The following is a 20,590-nucleotide window of genomic DNA, read 5'->3' as shown; positions in this document are numbered from 1 at the left end:
CGCTCACGTGCACCCGGTCACAGGGCCCATGCCGATGCGGGCGGCGCGGGCCGGGCATGGCACCCTTAGACCTGCGGACAAGGCGGCAGGTCGACCCGGGTGACGGCAATCCGGGCGGCATCCGGCCAACAAGGACACGGGTTCGACGAGGAGCGGTCACAGTGCAGCGCTGGCGTGGCTTGGAGGACATCCCCCAGGACTGGGGGCGCAGCGTCGTCACCATCGGGTCCTACGACGGGGTCCACCGCGGCCATCAGCTCATCATCGAGCACGCCGTGAACCGCGCCCGCGAGCTGGGCGTGCCCTCCGTCGTCGTCACCTTCGACCCGCACCCCAGCGAGGTGGTGCGCCCCGGCAGCCACCCGCCGCTGCTCGCCCCCCACCACCGCCGCGCCGAGCTGATGGCGGAGCTGGGCGTGGACGCGGTGCTCGTCCTGCCGTTCACCACGGTGTTCTCGCAGCTGTCCGCGGCCGACTTCGTCGTCAAGGTGCTGGTCGACAGGCTGCACGCCAAGGCGGTCGTCGAGGGCCCCAACTTCCGCTTCGGCCACCGCGCCGCGGGCACCGTGGACTTCCTCGCCGAGCAGGGCAAGCTCCACGACTTCGAGGTCGAGGTCGTCGATCTGTACGTCACCGGCGCGGCGGGCGGCGGCGAGCCGTTCTCCTCCACCCTGACCCGGCGTCTGGTCGCCGAGGGGGACGTCGGCGGCGCCCGCGAGATCCTGGGCCGTCCGCACCGCGTGGAGGGCGTGGTCGTACGCGGCGCCCAGCGCGGCCGGGAGCTGGGCTTCCCCACGGCCAACGTGGAGACGCTCCCGCACACCGCGATCCCCGCCGACGGCGTCTACGCCGGTTATCTGCACGCCCAGGGCGAGGTGATGCCGGCCGCGGTCTCCGTCGGCACCAACCCGCAGTTCGACGGCACCGAGCGCACCGTCGAGGCGTACGCGATCGACCGCGTCGGCCTCGACCTGTACGGCCTGCACGTCGCCGTGGACTTCCTCGCCTTCGTGCGCGGCCAGGCCAAGTTCGACTCCCTGGACGCCCTCCTGGAGACGATGGCCGAGGACGTCAAGAAGTGCCGCGAGATCATCGCGGCGGACGACCGGCAGGTCTGAGCCGTCCCGCGCACGGGCGGCAGGCGCCCGCGGGCCGGGCCCCTCACCCGGGTGCCCGCGGGCCGGGGCCCTCACCCGGGAGGTTCGGCCGCCCCGGTCCCGGCCTCCGCCGCCGTCTCCTCCTGTGGCCGGGTCCGGGCCCAGTGGCAGGCGACCTGGTTCGTGCCGCCGCCGTGCAGGATCTCCAGGTCCTGGCCGCGGCAGGCGTCGGCGACCCCCGCGCGTTCGGCCTCGCCGCCCGCCAGGATCTGGCAGCGGGCGTGGAACCGGCAGCCCGCGGGGATCCGCGAGGGGTCGGGCGGCTCGCCGGTGAGGACGACCGGGGCGCCCGGCGCCTCCGGCAGGACGGACAGCAGCGCCTGGGTGTACGGATGCCGGGGCGCCGTCAGCACCTGCTCCACCGCGCCCGTCTCCACGATCCGGCCGAGGTACATCACCGCGACCCGGTCGGCGATGTTCCAGGCCAGCCCCAGATCGTGCGTCACCACCAGTGCGGAGAGCCCGAGTTCGGTGCGCAGCCGCAGCAGCAGCGCGAGGATCTCGCCGCGCACGGACGCGTCGAGGGAGGCCACCGGTTCGTCGGCGACGAGCAGTTCCGGCTCTAGGACCAGCGCACCCGCGATGACGACCCGCTGGCGCTGCCCGCCGGACAGCTCGTGCGGATAGCGCAGGAAGAAGCGCTCGGGAGGGCGCAGCCCGGCGCGGGCCAGGGCCCCGGCGACCGCGGCCCGCTCGTCGCCCGGGTGCCCGTGGATGCGCAGGCCCTCGGCGACGGCGTCGTACACCGTGTGCCGCGGGTTGAGCGAGCCGCTCGGGTCCTGGAGAACCAGCTGCGCCCGCTTGCGGTACGCCTTCAGGGCGCGTGAGGAGTACGCCAGCGGCGCCCCGTCGAAGGTGACCCGGCCCGCGGTCGGCGGGACCAGCCCGAGCAGGGACCGGGCCAGCGTCGTCTTGCCGCAGCCGGACTCGCCGACCAGCGCCACGATCTCGCCCCGCCGGATGTCGAGGTCCACCCCGTCCACGGCCCGCGCGGTCGGCGCGCCGTGCCGTCCGGGGAAGGCGACACGCAGCCCCTCGACACTCAGCAGCGGGGATGTGGTGGTCGTCATGCGGTGCTGCTCCTCAGTCCCTCGTCCTGCGCGGCCGCCGCGCTCCCGGCCGTCCCGGTGCCCGCCTCCGGCCCCACGTGCACACACGCCGCCCGCCGTCCCGCGCCCGCCTCCCGCAGCGTCTGGTCCTCGGCCGCGCAGCGGTCCAGGGCGACCGTGCAGCGCGGGCGGAACGCGCACCCGGGCGGCACGGCCGTCGGGTCGGGCGGGTCGCCGGGCAGCCCGCGCGGCGCGAATCGCGAGGCCGGGTCGCCGATCCTCGGGAACGCCCCCGACAGCGCCTTGCCGTAGGGGTGCCGGGCGTCCTCGTAGACCTGGCGGGCCGGGCCCTCCTCGACGACCCGGCCCGCGTACATCACGGCGAGCCGGTCGCAGGTGTCGGCCAGTACGGCGAGATCGTGACTGATCATGATCAGGCCCACGTCCTGCTCGCTGACCAGCTCCTCGATCAGGCGCAGGATCTGGGCCTGGATCATCACGTCCAGCGCGGTGGTGGGCTCGTCGGCGATGATCAGCCGCGGGTCGCAGGCGAGCGCCATCGCGATCATGACGCGCTGGCGCTGGCCGCCGGACAGCTCGTGCGGATAGGCGGACGCCCGCGCCGCCGGAAGCCCCACCTGTTCCAGCAGCTCACCGGCCCGCTTGCGGGCACCGGCCGCGGTCGCCCCGCGGTGCAGCAGGATCGGTTCGGCGATCTGGTCGCCGACGCGGTGCACGGCGTTCAGGGAGTGCATCGCGCCCTGGAAGACGATCGACGCCCCCGCCCAGCGCACCGCTCGCACCCGGCCCCACTTCATGGCGAGGACGTCCTCGCCGTCCAGCAGGATCCGCCCGCCGGTGCGGGCCCCGGCCGGCAGCAGCCGCAGCAGGGCCAGCGCCAGCGTGGACTTGCCGCAGCCCGACTCGCCCGCGATGCCGAGCTTCTCGCCCGCGCCCAGGGTCAGGTCGACCCCGCGCACGGCGGCGGCTCCGCCCGGGTACGTCACTTCCAGGTCCTGTACGTCGAGCAGGGTCAACGGGACACCCCCAGCCTGGGGTTGAGTACGGCCTCCACCGCGCGCCCGCACAGCGTGAACGCCAGCGCCACGACCGCGATCGCGATGCCCGGCGGCACCAGGTACCACCAGTCGCCGGAGCTGACGGCCCCCGCCTCCCGGGCGTCCTGGAGCAGTCCGCCCCAGGAGACGACCGTCGGGTCCCCGAGGCCGAGGAAGGCCAGGGTCGCCTCGGCGAGGATCGCGGAGGAGATGATCAGGGTGGTCTGCGCGAGCACCAGCGGCATGACGTTCGGCAGCACGTGCCGGGACATGATGTGCCAGTGGCCGCCGCCGAGCGCCTTCGCGCGTTCGATGTACGGCCGCGACTCCACCGCCAGTGTCTGCGCCCGCACGAGGCGGGCGGTGGTCGGCCAGGTGGTCACGCCGATCGCGAGCACGATCGTGCCGAGCGAGCGGGACAGCACCGTGGCGAGCGCGATGGCGAGGACCAGCGTCGGCATCACCAGGAACCAGTCGGTGACCCGCATCGCCACGGTGGCGTACCAGCCGCGGAAGTGCCCGGCGGTGACCCCGATGAGCGCCCCGATCGCCACGGAGAGCACGGCGGCCAGCAGTCCGACGAGCAGCGAGACCCGCGATCCCCAGATCACCAGGCCCAGCAGGTTCCGCCCGAACTGGTCGGTGCCCAGCGGGAAGTGGCCGCTGGGGCTCTCCAGCGGCCGGCCCGGCGCGTCGGTCACGCTCTCCACGTCCGAGCCGACGGTCAGCGGCGCGGTCAGCGCGACCAGCGCGAACAGCACCAGCGCGGCGAGCCCGACCACACCCGCGCGATGCCTGCGGTACTCCTTCCAGAAGCGCGCCGCGGAGGCCCGGCGGCGCCGCCACGCCAGCGCGCGCGGCCCCGGCGCGGCCGGCTTCCCGCCGGTCGCGGCGTCCGGGGGAGTGCGGTCGTCCCCGGAAGCCTCCGGGGAGTCGGCGGCTTCGGTGGTCTCGGCGGTCATCGGCCCACCCTCGGATCGAGCAGCGGATACAGCAGGTCGGCGAGGGTGTTCATGACGATCACCGCCGCGGCGAAGACGAAGAACAGCCCCTGCACCAGCGGCAGGTCGGGCACGCTCAGCGCCTGGTAGAACAGCCCGCCGAGCCCCGGCCAGGAGAAGACCGTCTCGACCAGGATGACACCGGCCACGGTCCGCCCCAGATTGACGAAGATCAGCGTCACGGTCGGCAGCAGTGCGTTCGGCACGGCGTGGCGGCGGCGTACGAGGTCGTCCCGCAGGCCCTTGGCCCGCGCCGTCGTCAGATAGTCGCCGCCCATCTCGTCCAGCAGCGCCGACCGGGTGACCAGCAGCGTCTGCCCGTACTCGACGGCGACCAGCGTCACCACCGGCAGGACGAGGTGGTGGGCGACGTCGACGGCGTAGGCGAAGCCCTCCTTGCCGCCCGACTCCATGCCGCCGGTCGGGAACAGGCCCGGCACCGGGCCCACGCCGACCGACAGGACGATGATGAGCAGCAGGCCCAGCCAGAAGGACGGGATGGAGTAGAGGGTCAGCGCGAGCCCGGTGTTGAGCCGGTCGCCCAGCCTGCCGTGCCGCCACGCCGAGCGGGTGCCGAGGAAGACGCCCAGCGCGGTGTAGAGCACGAACGCCGTGCCGGTGAGCAGCAGGGTGTTCGGCAGCGCCTCGGTGATCTTGTCCACGACGGGCGCCCGGAACTGGTACGACGTCCCGAGGTCCCCGGTCAGCGCCTTGCCGCAGTAGTGCGTGAACTGCTGCCACAGCGGCAGGTCGAGCCCGAACTCGCGCCGGTAGACGGCGATCTGCTCGGCCGAGACCGGGCGGCCCCCGGTCATGAACTTCACCGGGTCGCCCGGGATCAGCCGGAAGAGGAAGAAGCTGGTGACGAGGACGGCGAGCAGGGACACGGCGGCCCCGGCCAGCTTGCCCGCCACATACCGCGGATAGCCGCCGCCGGTGAGCCGCCGCCCCGGCCCGGACGTCCGTCCCCCGTCCGCCGGCGCGGGCCCCGCCCGGCCGGGGACGGCGGCGCCCCCGGCCGGTGAGGATGTCGCTTCAGTGGTCATGAGCACCTGCACCTGTACACGTGGTCGCGGTCGTCGTCCTGTTCACGGCTGCACGCCCTGTTCCCCGGCCGCTCGCCCTGTTCCCGGCCTGCTCGCGCCGGTCCCGGCCGGTACAACGGTCGGTGCGCGGTCGGTTCGTGGTCGATACAACGGTCGGTTCCCGGTCTATTCGCGGTCCTCCGCCGTCGCCCGGCGGCGCACCGCGAAGAGCACCGCCAGACCGGCGATGACGACGACACCCACGACGATGCCGATCACGACCCCGGTCGACGACGAGCCGTCCGAGGAGCCGTCGGAGTCCGCCGGGATGGCCGACCACCAGCTCCAGTAGCCGTCCTGCCCGTAGATGTTGCCCGCCGCCGACGGCATGGTGGTGATCGACTTGATCTGGTCCGTACGGTAGGCCTCGACGGCGTTCGGATAGGCCATGACGTTCATGTATCCCAGGTCGTACAGCCGCGACTCCATCTGCCGGACCAGGTCCGCCCGTTTGGCGGGGTCGTACTCGGCGAGCTGGCGCGCGTACAGCTCGTCGTAGGTCTTGTCGCAGATGAAGTCGTCGGTGGCGCCGGTGTCCTTCGGGGTCTGCGGGCGGGCCGCGCAGGTGTGGATGGACATCACGAAGTCCGGGTCGGGGTTGACGGACCAGCCGTCGAAGGCGAGGTCGAACTTCCCGGCCAGCCACGGGTCGGTCACGTTGTCCAGGCAGTTCAGGGTGACCCCGATGCCGAGCTTGCCCCACCACTCCTGGAGGTACTTGCCGACCGCCTTGTCGTTGGGGTCGGTGGCGTGGCACAGCACGCGGTAGTTCAGCGGCCTGCCGTCCTTGCCGACGCGCTTGCCGTCCGCGTTCTTCTTGTAGCCCGCCTGGTCGAGGAGCTGCCCGGCCTTCGCCGGGTCGTACGCCAGTTCCTGCGCGGCGGTCGGCTTGTAGAAGTACTGCGAGAAGCGCGGCGGGATGTACCCCTGGCCCTCGACCGCGTGGCCCTGGAAGACCTTGTCGACGATGGCCTTGCGGTCCACCGCCATGAACAGCGCGTGCCGCACCCGCTCGTCCAGCAGGGACGGATCGCCGTCACCGATCTTCGTGCCGTCCTTCGCCCGCGCGCCCGGGTTGGTGGCGAGGGCGTAGAAGCGGCGGCCGGGGGCGTCGTTGACGTGGATGTCCTTGTCGCCCTTGAGCGAGGCGGCCTGAGCGGGCGTCAGCGAGGGCGAACCGGCGACGAACGACACCTCGCCCTTGCGCAGCGCGGCGACGGCGGCGTCCTGGTCCTTGTAGTACCGGAACACCAGCTCGTCGAACTTGGGTGCGCTCCGCCAGAAGTCCTTGTTGGCCTTCAGCCGCACATAGCTGTCCGGCTTGTAGTCCGTGAGCACGAACGGCCCGTTGCCGACGATCGGGAAGGTCTTGTCGTTGTTGAACTTCGAGAGGTCGCCGACCTTCTCCCAGACGTGCTTGGGCACGATCGGCACATCGAGCGCGGTCATCGTGGCCTGCGGCTTCTTCAGCCGGATCACCAGCTGGGTGGGGCTGGGCGCGGTGACCTTCGCGAAGTTGGTGACGAAGCTGCCGTTGGCGGTGGCGGCGCCGTCGTCGGTCATCATCTTGTTGAACGTCCACGCCGCGTCCTCGGCGGTGGCCTGCTGCCCGTCCGACCACTTGGAGTCGGTACGGATCGTGTACGTCCAGGTCAGCTTGTCCGGCGAGGACTGCCACTTGGTGGCGAGGCCGGGGATGACGTGGTTGTCCTTGGGGTCGTAGTTCGTCAGGTACTCGTACATCAGCCGGTGGATGCTCGTACTGAGCAGCCGGACGGCGAGGAACGGGCTGAGCGAGTCGACGCTCTGCGCCACGGCGACGGTGAGGACCTTCTTGCCGGCCTGCTTGTCGTCCGCGCCGCCCGCGGCCCGCGCCGCCCGCCCGGCGTCCCCGGCCCGCGCGGATGCCGTGGTACCGCTCTGCTGTGCGGCCGAGGCGGCGGCGGGCGCGGCGAGCCCGGACGCGAGGAGGAGCGCGGCGGCGCCCGCGGTGGCCAGCAGCCGTGTTCTCGTCGGGCGGGCGCCGTGACGTCCGCTGCCGTGCTGATCGTGTGTGCTCATGGCTCGGTGACCTCGCGTCGTCGCACGCGCGGGACGCGGCGCGCGCCCCGCGCGAGGCGGGCTTGAACAGATGTGAACAGGCTGGAACGAGCTGTGCGGGCGCTGGAGCGCGCTTGATCGGGCTTGATCGAGATTGATCGGATGAGGCCGGCGGAATGAAAAGTGTGTCTATCAGCGGCAGTCTGCGCGCGTCAACGGTATGTCAAACCCCATGTGGCCTGCGGAAACAACAAGTCGACCGCACGTTCACCCACATTGGTGGAGACCATTGACGCCTTGCTGGTGACAGGGTGGCGGCCGATTCCCGCCGGTTCTGCCTGCGAACGTGCGAAGACCCGCTCCGCCGGTGGGCGGAGCGGGTCTTCAGGAGGTTCGGGCGGTCACACCGCTACGGGTCCGCCTACTGCTGCGGCGCGGGGGGCGGCGGATTCTGGCCACCTCCGGGGTGCCCCGGCTGGGGTTCTCCGGGCTGGGGCTGCTGGGGCTGCTGGGGCGGGTAGGGGTGCCCGGGGTGCTGGGGCGGCTGCGCCTGCGGGAGGGACTGCGGTGCGGAGAAGGGGCCGGGCTGAGCGTGCTGGCCGTACTGCTGTCCGGGGTGCTGGGGCGGCTGCGGCTGCGGCTGCGGCTGTGGGGGGTACGGGGCCGGGGGGGTGCCCGGGTGTCCGGGCTGTGCGGGGTAGGGCTGGCCCGGTTGACCGGCGTACGGCTGGCCCGGGAAGGGCGGCTGGCCGTACGCGGGCTGACCAGGTGTCTGCTGTCCGGGCATGGGCTGTCCGGGGTACGGCTGGTTCGGCATGGGCTGGCCCGGCATCGGCGGGGCCGCCACGGGGGGCGGGTTGCCGTCCGAGGTCCAGAGCCCGTGCGCCTGCTGGTGCCGGACGAAGTCCTCGGCGACCATGGCCGCGAGGTTGAAGTACGCCTCCCGCACCTTCGGCCGCATCATGTCGAGGTCGACCTCGGCACCGGCCGCCAGATGCTCGTCGAACGGCACCACGACGACCCCGCGGCAGCGCGTCTCGAAGTGGGAGACGATGTCCTCCACCTTGATCATCTTCCCGGTCTCGCGGACACCCGAGATCACGGTGAGCGAGCGCGCCACCAGATCCGCGTACCCGTGCGCCGACAGCCAGTCCAGCGTCGTACTGGCGCTGCTGGCACCGTCGACGGACGGGGTGGAGATGATGATGAGCTGGTCGGCGAGGTCCAGCACGCCGCGCATGGCGCTGTAGAGCAGACCTGTGCCGGAGTCCGTCAGGATGACCGGATACTGGTTGCCCAGCACGTCGATCGCGCGCCGGTAGTCCTCGTCGTTGAACGTCGTGGACACCGCCGGGTCGACGTCGTTGGCGATGATCTCCAGACCGGAGGGCGCCTGCGAGGTGAACCGCCGGATGTCCATGTACGAGTTGAGGTACGGGATCGCCTGGACCAGGTCGCGGATGGTGGCCCCGGTCTCCCGCCGCACCCGGCGGCCGAGGGTGCCCGCGTCCGGGTTGGCGTCGATGGCGAGGATCTTGTCCTGGCGTTCCGTCGCGAGCGTGGAGCCGAGCGCGGTGGTGGTCGTCGTCTTGCCGACGCCGCCCTTGAGGCTGATGACCGCGATCCGGTAGCAGGAGAGCACCGGCGTACGGATCAGCTCCAGCTTCCGCTGCCGCTCGGCCTCCTCCTTCTTCGCGCCGAGCCGGAACCTGCCGCCGGCCGCCGTCGGCCGCCCGCTGCGCGCCTTCTGCCGCTTGTTGTTGAGCAGCCGGTCGGACGACAGCTCCACGGCCGCCGTGTAACCGAGCGGCGCGACACCGGGGTTGGTGGGCTGCCGCTGGTCGTGCTGTATGGGCTGCGGCCAGGCGGCGCCGGTGCGCGGGTCGACCGGGGGCTGCGGCTGCTGGAGCGCGAATCCGTCCGGCTGGGCACCACCCGGCTGCTGCGCACTGTCGGGCTGGGGCTGGGCCGGTGCCTGAGGCCGGCTCGGCTGGGGCTGGGGCTGTGCGGGCTGCTGGGGGAAGCCGTAGCCGCCGGGCTGGGCCGGTGCGGCGGGCGGCAGGGGTGCGCCCGGCTGGGCGGGCGGGAAGCCGTAGCCGTTCGGCTGGGGGTGGGCCTGGGCCTGGGGCTGGGACGGCGGCACGGGGCCGCCGGGAGCGCCCGCGGCCTCGGCGGCGGGCGAGTGCGGGAAGCCGTAGCCGGCCGGGGCGGGAGGCGCGGGTGGCGGCGGAGCCTGGCCGGGGACCTGCGGCTGCGGGACGTTCGGCGGGAAGCCGTATCCCTGCTGCGGCGCGGCGGTCGGCGCGGACTGTCCGGGCTGCTGCGGCTGTGCCGGGAACGGCGGTTGGGGCTGGGGCTGCGGCTGGGGCTGCGCGGGCCACTGGGCCGCCGGTGCGGGTGCGGCCGGCTGGTACGACGGCGGCAGCGGCGGTACGGGTCCCTGCGGCACGGGCGGAGGCGGCCAGGCTCCCGGCGCACTCGGCGCACCCGGAGCGGTGGGCCCGGCGGGCGGCGCCGCGGGCGGCGCCGCGTCCTGGGGCGCCGGGGCGGGAGCGGCGGGGGGCGCGGCTGCGGGTGCGGCGGGGGGCACCGCGGCGGGTGCGACATCGGCTTCGGGCCGGTCGTCGGGCGCGGGGGAGGCGGAGCCCTCCGGGATGCGCGGTGCGTCGGGTGCGTTGGGCACGTCGGGTGTGCCGGGCGCGTCGGGTGTGTCGGCGCGCGGGTCGCTCGCTTCGCTGTCCTCCGCCTGGTCGGTGTCATCGGCGTCGTCGGCGTCGTCGGCGCCGACGTTGTCGTCGGTGCCGACGTTGTCGGACAGGCCCGTCTCACCGGCGGCGTCGGGTTCCGCCGACGCGGCGTCCTCCGGGTCGGCCGTCCCGGAGGCCCCGCCAGGGACGTCCTCCGGAGTTCCGGGGGAGGCGTCCGCGGAGACAGGCGCGGGCTCGCCCTCAGGAGCGTGACCGTCCTCGGCCGAACCCTCCTCCGGCGAGGTGCCCTGCTCCTCGATGTCCCGCTTCACGGAGATGGCGGAGAACCGCATGGTGGCACCGCTTTCGAGGTCACCACCGCCGGAACCCGCCCCCGCTTCCCGCGGATCCTGCTGCGCGGGCTCATGGCGCGGCGCGAACCCGCCGTCCGCCGGCAGCCCGGGTACGACCACCGGCGGCGGAGCCGTGAACGGCGCCGGGAAAGGCGTCTCGGCTGCGTACGGAGACGGCGAGGGCGACGGAGGCGGAGGCGGAGAAACGGACGGAGACGGAGGCGGGAGCGGCGGAGGAGGAGCGAAGGGCGCACCGGGCTGGGGCCCGGCCGGAGCGAAGGGCGCACCGGACGCGGCAGGAGCGCCGGGCGCACCGGGAGCACCGAATGCGCCCGGCGCACCCCCACCCGGCGTACCCGTACCGGGCGCGGGTGGCGGCGGCGGAGGCGGGAACGACACACCACCAGAACTCCCGGCCACCCCGGGGGCCCCGGTCGCCCCGGCGGCCCCACCGGTCTCGCGAGGATCACCGGCCGCCCCGCCGAAGGCACCGGTCCCGGGGCCGGGGCCCGCGGAGCCGCCCGCGCCGCCACCGGCACCTCCCTCGGAGGCCCCCTGCGGCTGCTGCGGCTGCTGCGCCTCCTGCGGCGGTGGAGCCTGCTGTTCCCCCGGGGTCCCGTACGCGTTCTGCGTGTACCAGGCGGGCGGCGCGTAGTCGATGGTGAACTCGCCGGTCGTCTCGATGGACGACTCCGCGTCGGGCTGGTCATCGCCGGGTGTGGCCCAGCCCCCGCGGATCCCGTCCCGATCGCTGCTCACAGTTCCTCCTGGTGTGGTCGGGCACGCTCATGCTGCCGGGGCGACCATGTCGTGTGGTTCCGAGTCGTCCGTAGTGGTTCGAGGCAGTCCGATCGCGCCGGCTCCCCCTGGGCCGTCGACGCCTGCTCCACGGGTTGTGGCATCGCGTCCGGTACCAGCCTAATCACCGTGAGCCGGGTCCCGTCAGGCCCGGCCGCCCCCGGGCACGCGCGCACCAGGTCACACCACGCTCGCGGGAGACCGGAGTCGGCCCCGACCGCACGGCGCACCCGTCGAACAAAACGGCCACAGAAGGACAGTTCAGTCCATCCTGCGGGGCGTACCCAACAATCCGGTCTCGGCATCGGTGGGCTGGGTCATCACGTACTGCCGGTCGCGGTCGCCGCACCAGAGGGTGACGCCGTCGGGCAGGGCGGGCAGCGACTCCCGCTCCGCCCGGGACAGCCCCATGACGCGCCCCAGCTCCGCCGCCTCGTCCGGCGAGACTCGCTGGACCCCCGCGAGCCGCGCCTGCCGCAGCAGCCGCGGGGCCACCGGACTGAGATAGGGCAGCAGCGTCAGCACCGACTGCCACGGACCCGAGCCCACCCGCCCGCGCGGCGGCCGCATCCCGCAGTCCCGCACCACGAGCACCGGAGTGCCCGCCGACGCGCCCTGGGGCGGGACTCGCCCCACCTCGTACACGGACAGCCCGTTCTGCCCGCCGCCCATGGCGTGCACCATCTGCATCCAGGACTGCGGCCGGCCGGTCTCCACGGCGACCCGCGCCCCGGTGGCCGCGGTGCGCAGCGCGAGCACCTGCGCCGTCCACAGGCCGCCGATGAGCACGACGTCGTAGGGCGTGGGCCGGTTGATGCCGAGCACCGCCGGGTGCCCCTCGGTGTCCACACCGGCGACCACGCCGTCGTCCCCGATGGGCAGGGCGAGAGCGTCGAGCTGCCCGGCGGACAGGACGTGCCGCCCGTGCCGGGGCCCGATCAGGCCGAGGCCGTGCCGCAGCCGCTCACCGGCCCGGCGGACGGCGGACGGCACGGCGCCGTCCGCGACCACCGCGGCGTCAGGACCCGGCGCAGCCGTGGTGCCGCGCGGAGCCGCCGGGCCGGGCAGAGCGGACGCGCCGTGCGGAGCAGCTGTGCCGTGCGGAACCGTCGCGCTGTGCGGAACCGTCGTGCCGGGCGGGACAGCCGTGCCCGGCGGGACGGTCATGGGTGCCGAAGGGGGGAACGTCACCGCGCACCTCCCAGCGGCAGCGTGGCCAGCATGCCCGGCAACTGCTCCCGGTCCAGTCTGCTCAGACCCGCGCCCGCCTGCCGCGCGGCGGTCTCCAACGCCTGCCGGGCCGCCACCAGTTCGTCGTCGCTGCGTCCGGTCACCCGCAGATGCCCGCACAGTGCCACGTCGCCCCGCTCGCCGGGCGCGAGGGTCAGGCTGAAGGTGGTGGCGAGGGCGGGTATCGCGGTGATCCCGGCGAGCAACTGCGGCAGCGACGCGCCGCCGTCACCGCCGAGCGGGGGCCAGCGCCGGATCCAGTACGTCGTATGTCTGCGGTTGTCGCACCGCCAGCTGCGGGCGGACTCCTGCGTCCGCCGCTCACGTGCCCCGGTCCGGCCCGCCTCGGCCGTCACCAGCGGATTGGCGCAGGCCGAGGTGGCGAGCGCGGCGATCAGCTCCTCCTCGTCGAGGACGGTCGCCCGGAAACCCGCCCCGGTCAGCCGGCTCGCCAGATGGTCCGCGGCGCGCACGACGCACTTGCGCGCTCCGGCCAGACCCCCGCCGCGCGCGGCGACGGCCTCGGGGCACAGCTCCGGGTCCAGCTTCAGCGCGATCCAGGTGATGCGCACAGCGGGCGCTCCCGTCAGCGCTTGGAGCGGCTGGTAGTTGGCCACCGCCACGGACTGCTGCGGCAGATGGAGCGCGGGCGCGGGCTGGGTGTGCTGCACGATCTGCGCCGACTCCAGCCGGATGCCGTCCACTTCGAGGGCGTCGCGCACCAGCGCCAGTGGCAGCGGCCGCCGGGTCCGCTCGGCGCGCAGCACCGTCGCGTCGGCCTCCACCTGGAGCAGCGCCGTCACGAACGTGCCGTCCCCGACGATGCCGACCAGGCGCCGGTCCCGCGCCCCGTGCGCGTACGTCCGCAGGTTCGGCTCGCACTCCACGGCCGGGACCAGCGCCGGTTCCGTGCCCGCGGGGACCGGTGTGCCCGCGGCGCGCCGCTGCCGTACCTTCAACGCGCGTGCGGTGGCCGCCCATTCGGGCAGCGAGCGGCCTCTTCGGCGCGCCACGGCCGACACCACCAGCAGCGCCGCGACCAGCACGGCGGCGGCCAGCGCCATCGGTCCGACCGCCCAGCCGACCACCAGGACCGCCGCGGCCAGCTCCAGCAGCACCAGCCGTCGCAGCCGGAACGCGCCGCCCGGCCCCTGCCGGACGCGCGGCTGCGCCGCGCCCGCGTCCCGCGCCGCGGGAGGCGCCCCGGGCCCGGCGCCGGCGGCCCCGGCACCGGACGTCCCGGCGCCGTCGGCCCCTGCTCGGCCCAGCGGTCGCGACCGCGTACCGGATGCCCTCACCGCTTCTCCCCGTCGTGCTCACAACTCGCCGCTCGCGACGGTGCACTTGGGCCGCCGCGAGGCCCCGGTACCCTACCCGCTCCTCCCGTTCGCTCAGACACCATGCATAGTAGGGGGCCGGTCTGACATCGCCGGGCGGGACGGGTGGCCGCGGACGCGGGACGGGTGCCCGCGGGTGGGGACAACGGGGAGACACAGGCAGAGATGGCATCACGGCGGGACGAACTCAACGCCTACACCTTCGCGAAGAGGCGCACCCTCGCGGCCTTCCTCCAGCCGTCGCCGTCCGGGTCCGAGGAAGGCGCGCCCAAGCCGCTGCGCGCCGTCGTGCCGGGCCTGGTCGCGGGCGCGCTGGCCATGGCGGTCTTCGGCGCCTGGGGCATGTTCCAGCCCACCGCACCGGCCGGCTGGGACAAGCCAGGCACCCGCGTCATCGTCGGCAAGCAGTCCACGACCCGGTACGTCGTCCTCAGGACCGGCGGCACCACCCGGCTCCACCCGGTGCTGAACCTCGCCTCCGCGCGCCTGCTCATGAACGACGCCGACTACCAGGTCATCCAGGTCGGCGACAAGATCCTGGACTCCGGCGAGCCGCCGCGCGGCCCGATCCTCGGCATCCCCTACGCGCCCGACCGGCTGCCCGCGGCCGACGACGCCGGCCGGGCCAAGCGCTGGGCCGTGTGCGAACAGCCCGGCGGCAAGGGCGAGACGACCCAGCAGGCGGCGTTCGTCCTGGCCCCGCGCGACGAGAAGAGGACGGACGACTCCCACCGCCTCACCGCCGGGGATGTGCTCTACGTCAGGACCCGCACCGGCGAGCGCTACCTCGTCGACGCCCAGGGCACCTCGTACGCGATCACCGGGAGCGAGTCCGACGCACTGACGACGGCGCTCGTCGGCTCCCGCAAGCCGCAGCTCGTCACCAAGGAGTGGCTGGCCACGCTCCACCCGGGCGACCCCCTCGGCTTCCCCCGGCTGCCCGACGGCGTCGGCTCGCCCGCCCATGTGCCCGGCCAGCTGTCGGACCGGGAGAACAAGGTCGGCACCGTCCTCAGGACGGAGACCGGCGAGGGCACCCGGTACTACGTCGTACTGCCCGGAAAGGCGCAGCCCGTCAGCGAGTTCACCGCCTGGCTCCTCGTCTCCTCCCCGCAGACGGCCCCGCTGGACATGAACGGCGCGGCGCGCACGGTCGGCCTCCAGGACTTCACCGCCGATCCCGAGCCCTTCGCCGGACAGGCCGCCCACTGGCCCCTGCGGCGCGCCCGCCAGGTCAACGACGTCTCCACCGCGTCGGGCCGCGACACCGTGTGCAGCGTGCTGCGCGGCGTCGGCGGCGACAACACGACATCGCTCAGCACCTGGGCGGGCGCCGACTACCCGGCCGAGATCACCGCCGACGGCACCGGCACCTACGTCACCCCGGGCACCGGCCTGCTGTACACCCAGCTCCAGGGCACCGAGACCGGCGCCGGAGCGCTCTTCCTGGTCACCGACACCGGCCTGCGGTACGCCGTCCAGGCCAACGGCGACAGCGACAGCCGCAAGTCGGGCATCGGCGCCGACGGCGGCAGGACCCGGGACGGCACACCCGAGCCCAGCGAGGCCCAGGTCAAGCTCGGCTACCAGAACGTACGGCCCGCCAAGGTGCCGGCCGTCTGGTCGGAGTTCCTGGCGAAGGGTCCCCGCCTGGACACCAACAGCGCCCGCCGCCCCCAGGGTTCGTGACCCGACCCGACCCGACCCGCGCTTGCGCGAAGAGCCCGTAGATCCAGAAGAACGAGGAGTGTGCCGAGCACGTGCTGCCGACGAAGGCGATCCCGCTGACCGCGGCCGTCCTGCTGACCGGCTCCGGCGCCGCGGCCTCCATGGCGCCCGTGCCCCCCTTGGTCCCCGCGCCCCCCGCGTCCGCCCTCCGCCTGGACGGCAGCGGCGCGTGCACCTTCCCCGCCGAGCAGGTCGCGGGCACCCCCTGGTCGCTCCAGCGGGTGCTGCTCGACGAGCTGTGGCAGGGCACCGACAAGGGCAAGGGGGTGCGGGTGGCGGTCATCGACACCGGTGTGGACACCAAGAACCCCCAGCTCGCCCCCGCCGTCGACAAGAAGGCGGGGCGCGACTTCCTGACGAAGGGCAAGGGCGGCGACCCCACGGACGACCAGGTCGGCCACGGCACGAAGGTGGCCGGCATCATCGCGGCCCGCCCCCGCAAGGGCACCGGCTTCGTCGGCCTGGCCCCCAACGCCACCGTCATCCCCGTCCGCCAGAACGACGCCGAGAACAGCGGCGACTCGGACACCATGGCCGCGGCGATCACCTACGCCGTCGACCGCGGCGCCCAGGTCATCAACATCTCCCAGGACACCACCAAGCCCCTGTCCGCCACCTCCGCCCTCGCCCGCGCCGTGCGCGAGGCCATCGGCCACGGTGTCGTCGTGGTCGCCTCCGCGGGCAACGACGGCCTGGACGGCACCGCCAGGAACACCTACCCCGCCGCCTTCGACGGCGTCCTCGCGGTGGCCTCCTCCGACCGCAACAACGAACGGGCCCCGTTCTCGCAGTCCGGCTCCTTCGTGGGCGTCGCGGCCCCCGGGGTCGACATCGTCTCCACCGTGCCCGGCGGCGGCCAGTGCACCGACAACGGCACCAGTTTCTCCGCCCCCTTCGTCGCGGGAGTGGCCGTTCTCCTCAAGGAGAAGCACCCCCACTGGACGAGCGCCCAGATCGTCACCCAGATCGAGCAGACCGCCGAACGCTCCGTCAACGGCCATGACGACTTCGTCGGCTGGGGCATCGTCGACCCCGTCCGCGCCGTCCAGGAGTCGGACCTCGCCCACCCGCCCTCGGCCCCCACCCCCGACCCGGGCCCCGCCAGGGCCCCCCTCCCCGACGTACCCCCCTTCTCCCTCGCCGAGACCCCGCACGAACGCGACCGCCGCTACGCCACCTACACCCTCGGCACAGCGGCGATCCTGGTCGCCGCCATCACCGGCACCGCGATCGTCCTCCGCGACCTGCGCCGCCGCCGCAACTGACCTGGAAGCCCTTTGCAGTTGGAAGGGCAACCCCGAGTGACTAAGGTGGCGGGGCGTACCACCTGTGAGGCCACGGGCGGTACGGCACGGGGGCGGCGCGACGCTGCGGCCACGCGGCGCGTGGGTGCGCGGCAGGTCTTGCCCGCCAGGAAGGCCCGGACAGTCGTCCGGGCGGACCCGTGGCGGTGGCGGAGGCCATCGCCGTTTCTCAAGGAGGGCGAGAAGGCATGACCCTTGCACACAGTGCACACGAACTGACGAAGCTCGCGAACGACATCCGCGACTTCCACGGTCAGGTGAGCGAGCGGGTGACATCGCTCAACCAGGTGGTCGACATGATCCAGGCCGGCTGGCAGGGCGCGGCGGGCAAGGAGTTCGACACCGTCCAGCAGGGTGTGAACAGGCACCTCAGGAAGCTCCAGGACGACCTCGTCGACCTGGAGGCGACGATGCGGGCGAGCGTCGGCGGGTTCACCGACCAGGAGCAGGAGCGCATCGCCGAGATCCGCAAGGTGGACAACTCCTACACGGTCACCAGCCGCATCACGGATCTCGCCTGAGTTTCGCGCCGCACCCACGAGGGAGACACGCACCATGAGCTTCAACGCCGACCGCACCGCCGTCAACTACGACACCGTCACTCAGGCCGCCAACGACGTCCGGGGCACCGCCAAGAGCCTCGCCGAGCAGCTGGAGGACCTGATGCGCCGGGTCAAGGCCGTGGCCGAGACCTGGGAGGGCGAGGCCAAGACGGCCTACGGCGAGATCCAGCGGGACAGCAGCGACCAGATGGCGCAGATGTGCCAGAAGCTGGCCCGCATCGCCCAGCTCCTCGACGACTCGGTCATCGGCTACCACGACACCGACAAGGGCAACGCGGCCCGCTTCCGGATGCTGATGGGCGGCTGACCGCCCCGAGCCCTCGCGGAGAGCAGAAGAGCGACGGGGGAGGCAGTGCGCGTGGCACTGCCTCCCCCGTCGCTTCCCGCCCCGGTGCTGCCTCAGCGGGGAGCCGACGCTCCGGGAACCGGAGTGCTCGCGGACCAGAAGTCGGAATGCTCGCTCGGTGCGGGGGGCTGTGAGCCGTCGTACACGGGTGCGCCTTCCCGTTGTTTCGGTGGTGCCACTGCCGACTTCTCCACGCACGGAGTCGTCACTTCGAATTGCGCCTGCCCTTGCTTGCTGAACAGTACGCGGACCTGAAAATCATCCGGGGCCATAAAATAGGTGGCAGGAGTGGTCTTGCTGTTGTTCGCACCGCGAGGGGTGAATCCTGCGCTCTTCCAATAGCGTTCCACGACGCCCAGGAAGCTGCCTCTCCGCTCTGCGGAGATAATCGTTGTGACGGACACCCTCCTCGACACCGAGCAGCTCAGGTCGGTGGAGATCCCGTGCACCCACGTGACTTCGGGAGTGATATGGCCCATCGTGTCGTACAGAATGCCGTCGGCTCGATCGGCTGCTTCCTGCATGTTCATGGATTCCGTCTTTCCTCCCTCTTTTCCGTCAAACATGCCGCATCCGGCAGTCAATGCCAAAAGGATCGCGATGACGCCGAGGCGCGCTTTCATCGACGTGCCTCCGGTGTGATACCGCCCGGGTTACCGGCGACAATGTTGGCGATACTGTCGGCAGACATCTGATCCTTTTCTGGATTGAAGTAGTTGGAATGCGCCTCTAGTGTCCACTGAGTGAAGGCATTCGGACCGTCCTCGGTGCGGAAGCGTGTCGCTCCGAACGCCTCACTGGCCGGGTCCTTGCCGAACCAGTTGTCGTCGTCCCCCAGATCGCCCAGCTCCGCGCCCGCCCCGGCACCGACCACGGCACCGCCCGGTCCGCCCAGGAGGAACCCGCCGGCGCCGCCGATGACTCCGCCGGCCACCGACCCCTTGGAAGGAGCCTTGCTGACGAGATCGTTCTCCGCCGCTCCGACGAAGACGTGCTGCTTGCCCACGCCGAGGTCCTCGGCGTGGTCCACACCCACGCCGGGACTTCCCAGCAGGATGTAGTCGTCCACATCCGGCATGCCGCCCGGCTGCTGGCTCGCCGTGCCCACGGTCAGCGAACCGTAGGAATGTCCTATGGCGGTGAGGTGCGGGTCGGCGTTCTCGTTGGTGGTGGCAAGAGCTCCCATGAAGCTCTGATAGGCGGGAGCGCCTCGCTGCGCGTCGCCCGTACCCGCGACATCCGCGCCCTGCGGTGCGTCGTAGCCGAGCCACACGATGGAGGCGCTGGACGGATCGATCTCTCGTGCGCCGACCGCCGTGTCCCTGGCGCGCTTCACCGTACCGTCCGCGAAGCCGCCGTCGAGTTTCGTCCCCAGGCCCGGAACGTAGGCCGACACGTTCTTCGAGGTGTCGGGATCTCCGAAGGACACGATCGCCCGGCCGTTGCCCTGGTCGCCGACGCCGAGGAGCAGCATGGGGGGCTGGCCGCCCGCTCCGAGCTGATCGTTGATCCCGCGCAGCCCGTCCAGCTTGGTCATGGACGCCTCGTCGCCCTGGGCCTCGAGCTTGCCCATGAGCTGCGGAAGGTACAGGCGGTTGGCTTCGTCGCGTGACACAGCCGGGATGCCGTCGAGGTTCCCGATGACATCCGGGTAGACGGCCAGGTACTCCGTCTGCTCCTCCTTGCTGAGGCCGTTCCACCAGTCCTTGCGCTCAGCCGGTGACCGATCGGTCGGAATGCCGTCCTTCAGCACGTCGTCGGCCGCGCCGTGCACGGCGGCCGTGTCGCCGCTGACATCGGCCCACGTCGACTCTGTGACATCCAGTCCCTCGGCCGCCTGGAGGCGCCGGATGGCCTTCGCGTACTGCTCGTCGATCTCAGTGGCCTGCGACAACGCGCTCGCGATGGTGTCCGCGATCTCCTGGGCCACGACGGCGTTCCGGTTCCCGGTCGTCATCGCGACGGCATTGCCCAGGGCCTGCCCGACGAAGTCGGTCTTGCCGGCTGCCGTACCGCCCTGCACCTGCGTGTCGCCCGAGCCCGTCTCCGGATAGCGCACGGACCCGTCGTCGTACACCTCGAACCCGGCCTGCTTCGCGTCCTGCAAGGCGTTCAGCAAGTTGCGCTGGAGCGGTGCCAGTTCCTCCGCCAGCCCGGTGAGAGCGGCGGCGATCAGGCCGCACTCGGTGTAGATGTACTGGTAATTGTTGCTGAGCCGGCCGAGTCCGGCGATGGCCCAGAAAGAGGCGTCGCCCACCTGTGTCATCGAGAGGCCGGGCGCTATCTCGTCGGTGACTCTGTCCCGGGAGGCGTAGGAGCGATTGCTGACGGCGGACCAACTGCGGGCCTCGTCGGTGAGCTCGGACAGCTTGAGGTTCCGAAGCTGATCGAGACTGATCACGGCTGCTCGCCCTTCTCGAACGGCTTGGCGGCCATGCGCTCGGCCGCGACGGCCGCCTTGATCCGTGCGCTGTTCTCCCCGTGATCCTTGGCGGCCTGCCGCATGGGCTGCTCCAGATTCTCGCACTCGTCACGAACGGCCTTGAGCCGGCGCTGCCAACTGCTCCTGACCACATCCATGGCGAGGACGGAAGCGAGCCCCGCGGTCCCTTCCGACCCCCGGCCCTGCTCCTCCGTGACCTGTGTCACCGAGGTGTTCGTGGTGGTCCTCAACTCGGCGAGGACCCTGGCTCCGTCGGTCCACGGGTGCTCCACGTAGACCAGTTCTCCATGTGCGCCTCCACCCGAACCGGCGGAAGCCAGCGACATCCGCGAGCTGTCGGCTGCGTCCGCCCCGGTCAAGGCCTGAGCGCGCGCAGTTGCCCACTGGTCTTCGAAAGACACGGGACGACCT

The 20,590-nt window shown here is 72.7% G+C and carries 16 protein-coding genes; 5 read left to right on the top strand and 11 right to left on the bottom strand.

Annotation, left to right across the window (positions count from 1 at the left end; all coding sequences use genetic code 11):
* Nucleotides 1-161: 161 nt before the first annotated feature.
* A complete protein-coding gene (locus B086_RS0126085) occupies nucleotides 162-1,118 on the top strand; it encodes a bifunctional riboflavin kinase/FAD synthetase (protein WP_026252778.1) in 957 nt (318 codons plus the stop codon).
* A 71-nt stretch (nucleotides 1,119-1,189) separates the two neighbouring features.
* Here B086_RS0126085 and B086_RS0126080 read toward each other — a convergent pair whose 3' ends face one another.
* The 8 genes from B086_RS0126080 to eccE all read right to left on the bottom strand — a co-directional run bounded on the left by B086_RS0126080 (nucleotide 1,190) and on the right by eccE (nucleotide 13,756).
* Nucleotides 1,190-2,227 carry an ABC transporter ATP-binding protein gene (locus tag B086_RS0126080; RefSeq protein WP_018569383.1) on the bottom strand — a complete coding sequence of 346 codons (1,038 nt, stop codon included), beginning with the start codon at nucleotides 2,225-2,227 and terminating at the stop codon, nucleotides 1,190-1,192.
* Complete coding sequence (locus B086_RS0126075; RefSeq protein WP_018569382.1) at nucleotides 2,224-3,243, bottom strand: ABC transporter ATP-binding protein; 1,020 nt, start codon at nucleotides 3,241-3,243, stop codon at nucleotides 2,224-2,226. Before B086_RS0126075 ends, B086_RS0126080 begins: the two co-directional genes overlap by 4 nt.
* On the bottom strand, nucleotides 3,240-4,226 hold the full coding sequence (locus tag B086_RS0126070) for an ABC transporter permease (RefSeq protein WP_018569381.1): 987 nt from the start codon (nucleotides 4,224-4,226) through the stop codon (nucleotides 3,240-3,242). Before B086_RS0126070 ends, B086_RS0126075 begins: the two co-directional genes overlap by 4 nt.
* Complete coding sequence (locus tag B086_RS0126065; RefSeq protein ID WP_026252777.1) at nucleotides 4,223-5,311, bottom strand: ABC transporter permease; 1,089 nt, start codon at nucleotides 5,309-5,311, stop codon at nucleotides 4,223-4,225. Before B086_RS0126065 ends, B086_RS0126070 begins: the two co-directional genes overlap by 4 nt.
* A 165-nt stretch (nucleotides 5,312-5,476) precedes the next feature.
* Entirely contained in the window at nucleotides 5,477-7,411 is a 1,935-nt protein-coding gene (locus tag B086_RS0126060; protein WP_018569379.1) for an ABC transporter substrate-binding protein, read from the bottom strand.
* A gap of 400 nt (nucleotides 7,412-7,811) precedes the next feature.
* On the bottom strand, nucleotides 7,812-11,189 hold the full coding sequence (locus tag B086_RS0126055) for an SCO5717 family growth-regulating ATPase (protein WP_026252776.1): 3,378 nt from the start codon (nucleotides 11,187-11,189) through the stop codon (nucleotides 7,812-7,814).
* Between the two features lie 300 nt (nucleotides 11,190-11,489).
* The gene (locus B086_RS0126050) at nucleotides 11,490-12,239 is read right to left on the bottom strand and encodes a hypothetical protein (protein WP_018569377.1); all 750 of its coding nucleotides are present in this window, start codon (nucleotides 12,237-12,239) and stop codon (nucleotides 11,490-11,492) included.
* A gap of 176 nt (nucleotides 12,240-12,415) precedes the next feature.
* The gene (gene eccE, locus B086_RS0126045; RefSeq protein WP_018569376.1) at nucleotides 12,416-13,756 is read right to left on the bottom strand and encodes a type VII secretion protein EccE; all 1,341 of its coding nucleotides are present in this window, start codon (nucleotides 13,754-13,756) and stop codon (nucleotides 12,416-12,418) included.
* A gap of 204 nt (nucleotides 13,757-13,960) precedes the next feature.
* On the opposite strand from eccE, the gene eccB reads away from it, so the two are divergent.
* The 4 genes from eccB to B086_RS0126025 all read left to right on the top strand — a co-directional run bounded on the left by eccB (nucleotide 13,961) and on the right by B086_RS0126025 (nucleotide 17,697).
* A complete protein-coding gene (gene eccB, locus B086_RS0126040) occupies nucleotides 13,961-15,484 on the top strand; it encodes a type VII secretion protein EccB (RefSeq protein WP_018569375.1) in 1,524 nt (507 codons plus the stop codon).
* 71 nt (nucleotides 15,485-15,555) lie between these two features.
* Nucleotides 15,556-16,788, top strand: coding sequence for a type VII secretion-associated serine protease mycosin (mycP, locus tag B086_RS0126035; RefSeq protein ID WP_018569374.1), 1,233 nt, complete (start codon nucleotides 15,556-15,558; stop codon nucleotides 16,786-16,788).
* 227 nt (nucleotides 16,789-17,015) lie between these two features.
* On the top strand, nucleotides 17,016-17,348 hold the full coding sequence (locus B086_RS0126030) for a WXG100 family type VII secretion target (protein WP_018569373.1): 333 nt from the start codon (nucleotides 17,016-17,018) through the stop codon (nucleotides 17,346-17,348).
* Between the two features lie 34 nt (nucleotides 17,349-17,382).
* Nucleotides 17,383-17,697 carry a WXG100 family type VII secretion target gene (locus B086_RS0126025; RefSeq protein ID WP_018569372.1) on the top strand — a complete coding sequence of 105 codons (315 nt, stop codon included), beginning with the start codon at nucleotides 17,383-17,385 and terminating at the stop codon, nucleotides 17,695-17,697.
* A gap of 92 nt (nucleotides 17,698-17,789) precedes the next feature.
* On the opposite strand, the gene B086_RS43180 is transcribed toward B086_RS0126025, so the two are convergent.
* From B086_RS43180 to B086_RS40810, 3 genes are read right to left on the bottom strand one after another with little or no spacing between them, the layout of a single operon-like run.
* On the bottom strand, nucleotides 17,790-18,359 hold the full coding sequence (locus B086_RS43180) for a hypothetical protein (RefSeq protein WP_078509706.1): 570 nt from the start codon (nucleotides 18,357-18,359) through the stop codon (nucleotides 17,790-17,792).
* Complete coding sequence (locus B086_RS0126020; protein WP_018569371.1) at nucleotides 18,356-20,137, bottom strand: alpha/beta hydrolase; 1,782 nt, start codon at nucleotides 20,135-20,137, stop codon at nucleotides 18,356-18,358. The genes B086_RS43180 and B086_RS0126020 overlap by 4 nt, the downstream gene beginning before the upstream one ends.
* Nucleotides 20,134-20,505 (bottom strand): hypothetical protein, encoded by a 372-nt coding sequence (locus tag B086_RS40810; RefSeq protein WP_158679203.1) that lies wholly within the window; start codon nucleotides 20,503-20,505, stop codon nucleotides 20,134-20,136. Before B086_RS40810 ends, B086_RS0126020 begins: the two co-directional genes overlap by 4 nt.
* Between the last annotated feature and the right edge of the window lie 85 nt (nucleotides 20,506-20,590).

Origin of the sequence: Streptomyces sp. PsTaAH-124, from assembly GCF_000373685.1 — a bacterium.
Classification (GTDB): Bacteria; Actinomycetota; Actinomycetes; order Streptomycetales; family Streptomycetaceae; genus Streptomyces; species Streptomyces andamanensis.
The sequence above is the reverse complement of the archived record's forward strand: the minus strand, read 5'-3'. Positions and strand labels throughout refer to the sequence as shown.

Excerpts from the sequence above, each read along its gene's own strand:
- B086_RS0126080 (WP_018569383.1), bottom strand. The coding sequence starts at position 2,227 with ATGACGACCACCACATCCCCGCTGCTGAGTGTCGAGGGGCTGCGTGTC.
- B086_RS0126070 (WP_018569381.1), bottom strand. The coding sequence starts at position 4,226 with ATGACCGCCGAGACCACCGAAGCCGCCGACTCCCCGGAGGCTTCCGGG.
- B086_RS0126065 (WP_026252777.1), bottom strand. The coding sequence starts at position 5,311 with ATGACCACTGAAGCGACATCCTCACCGGCCGGGGGCGCCGCCGTCCCC.
- B086_RS0126060 (WP_018569379.1), bottom strand. The coding sequence starts at position 7,411 with ATGAGCACACACGATCAGCACGGCAGCGGACGTCACGGCGCCCGCCCG.
- eccB (WP_018569375.1), top strand. The coding sequence starts at position 13,961 with ATGGCATCACGGCGGGACGAACTCAACGCCTACACCTTCGCGAAGAGG.
- B086_RS0126030 (WP_018569373.1), top strand. The coding sequence starts at position 17,016 with ATGACCCTTGCACACAGTGCACACGAACTGACGAAGCTCGCGAACGAC.
- B086_RS0126025 (WP_018569372.1), top strand. The coding sequence starts at position 17,383 with ATGAGCTTCAACGCCGACCGCACCGCCGTCAACTACGACACCGTCACT.
- B086_RS43180 (WP_078509706.1), bottom strand. The coding sequence starts at position 18,359 with ATGAAAGCGCGCCTCGGCGTCATCGCGATCCTTTTGGCATTGACTGCC.
- B086_RS40810 (WP_158679203.1), bottom strand. The coding sequence starts at position 20,505 with ATGTCGCTGGCTTCCGCCGGTTCGGGTGGAGGCGCACATGGAGAACTG.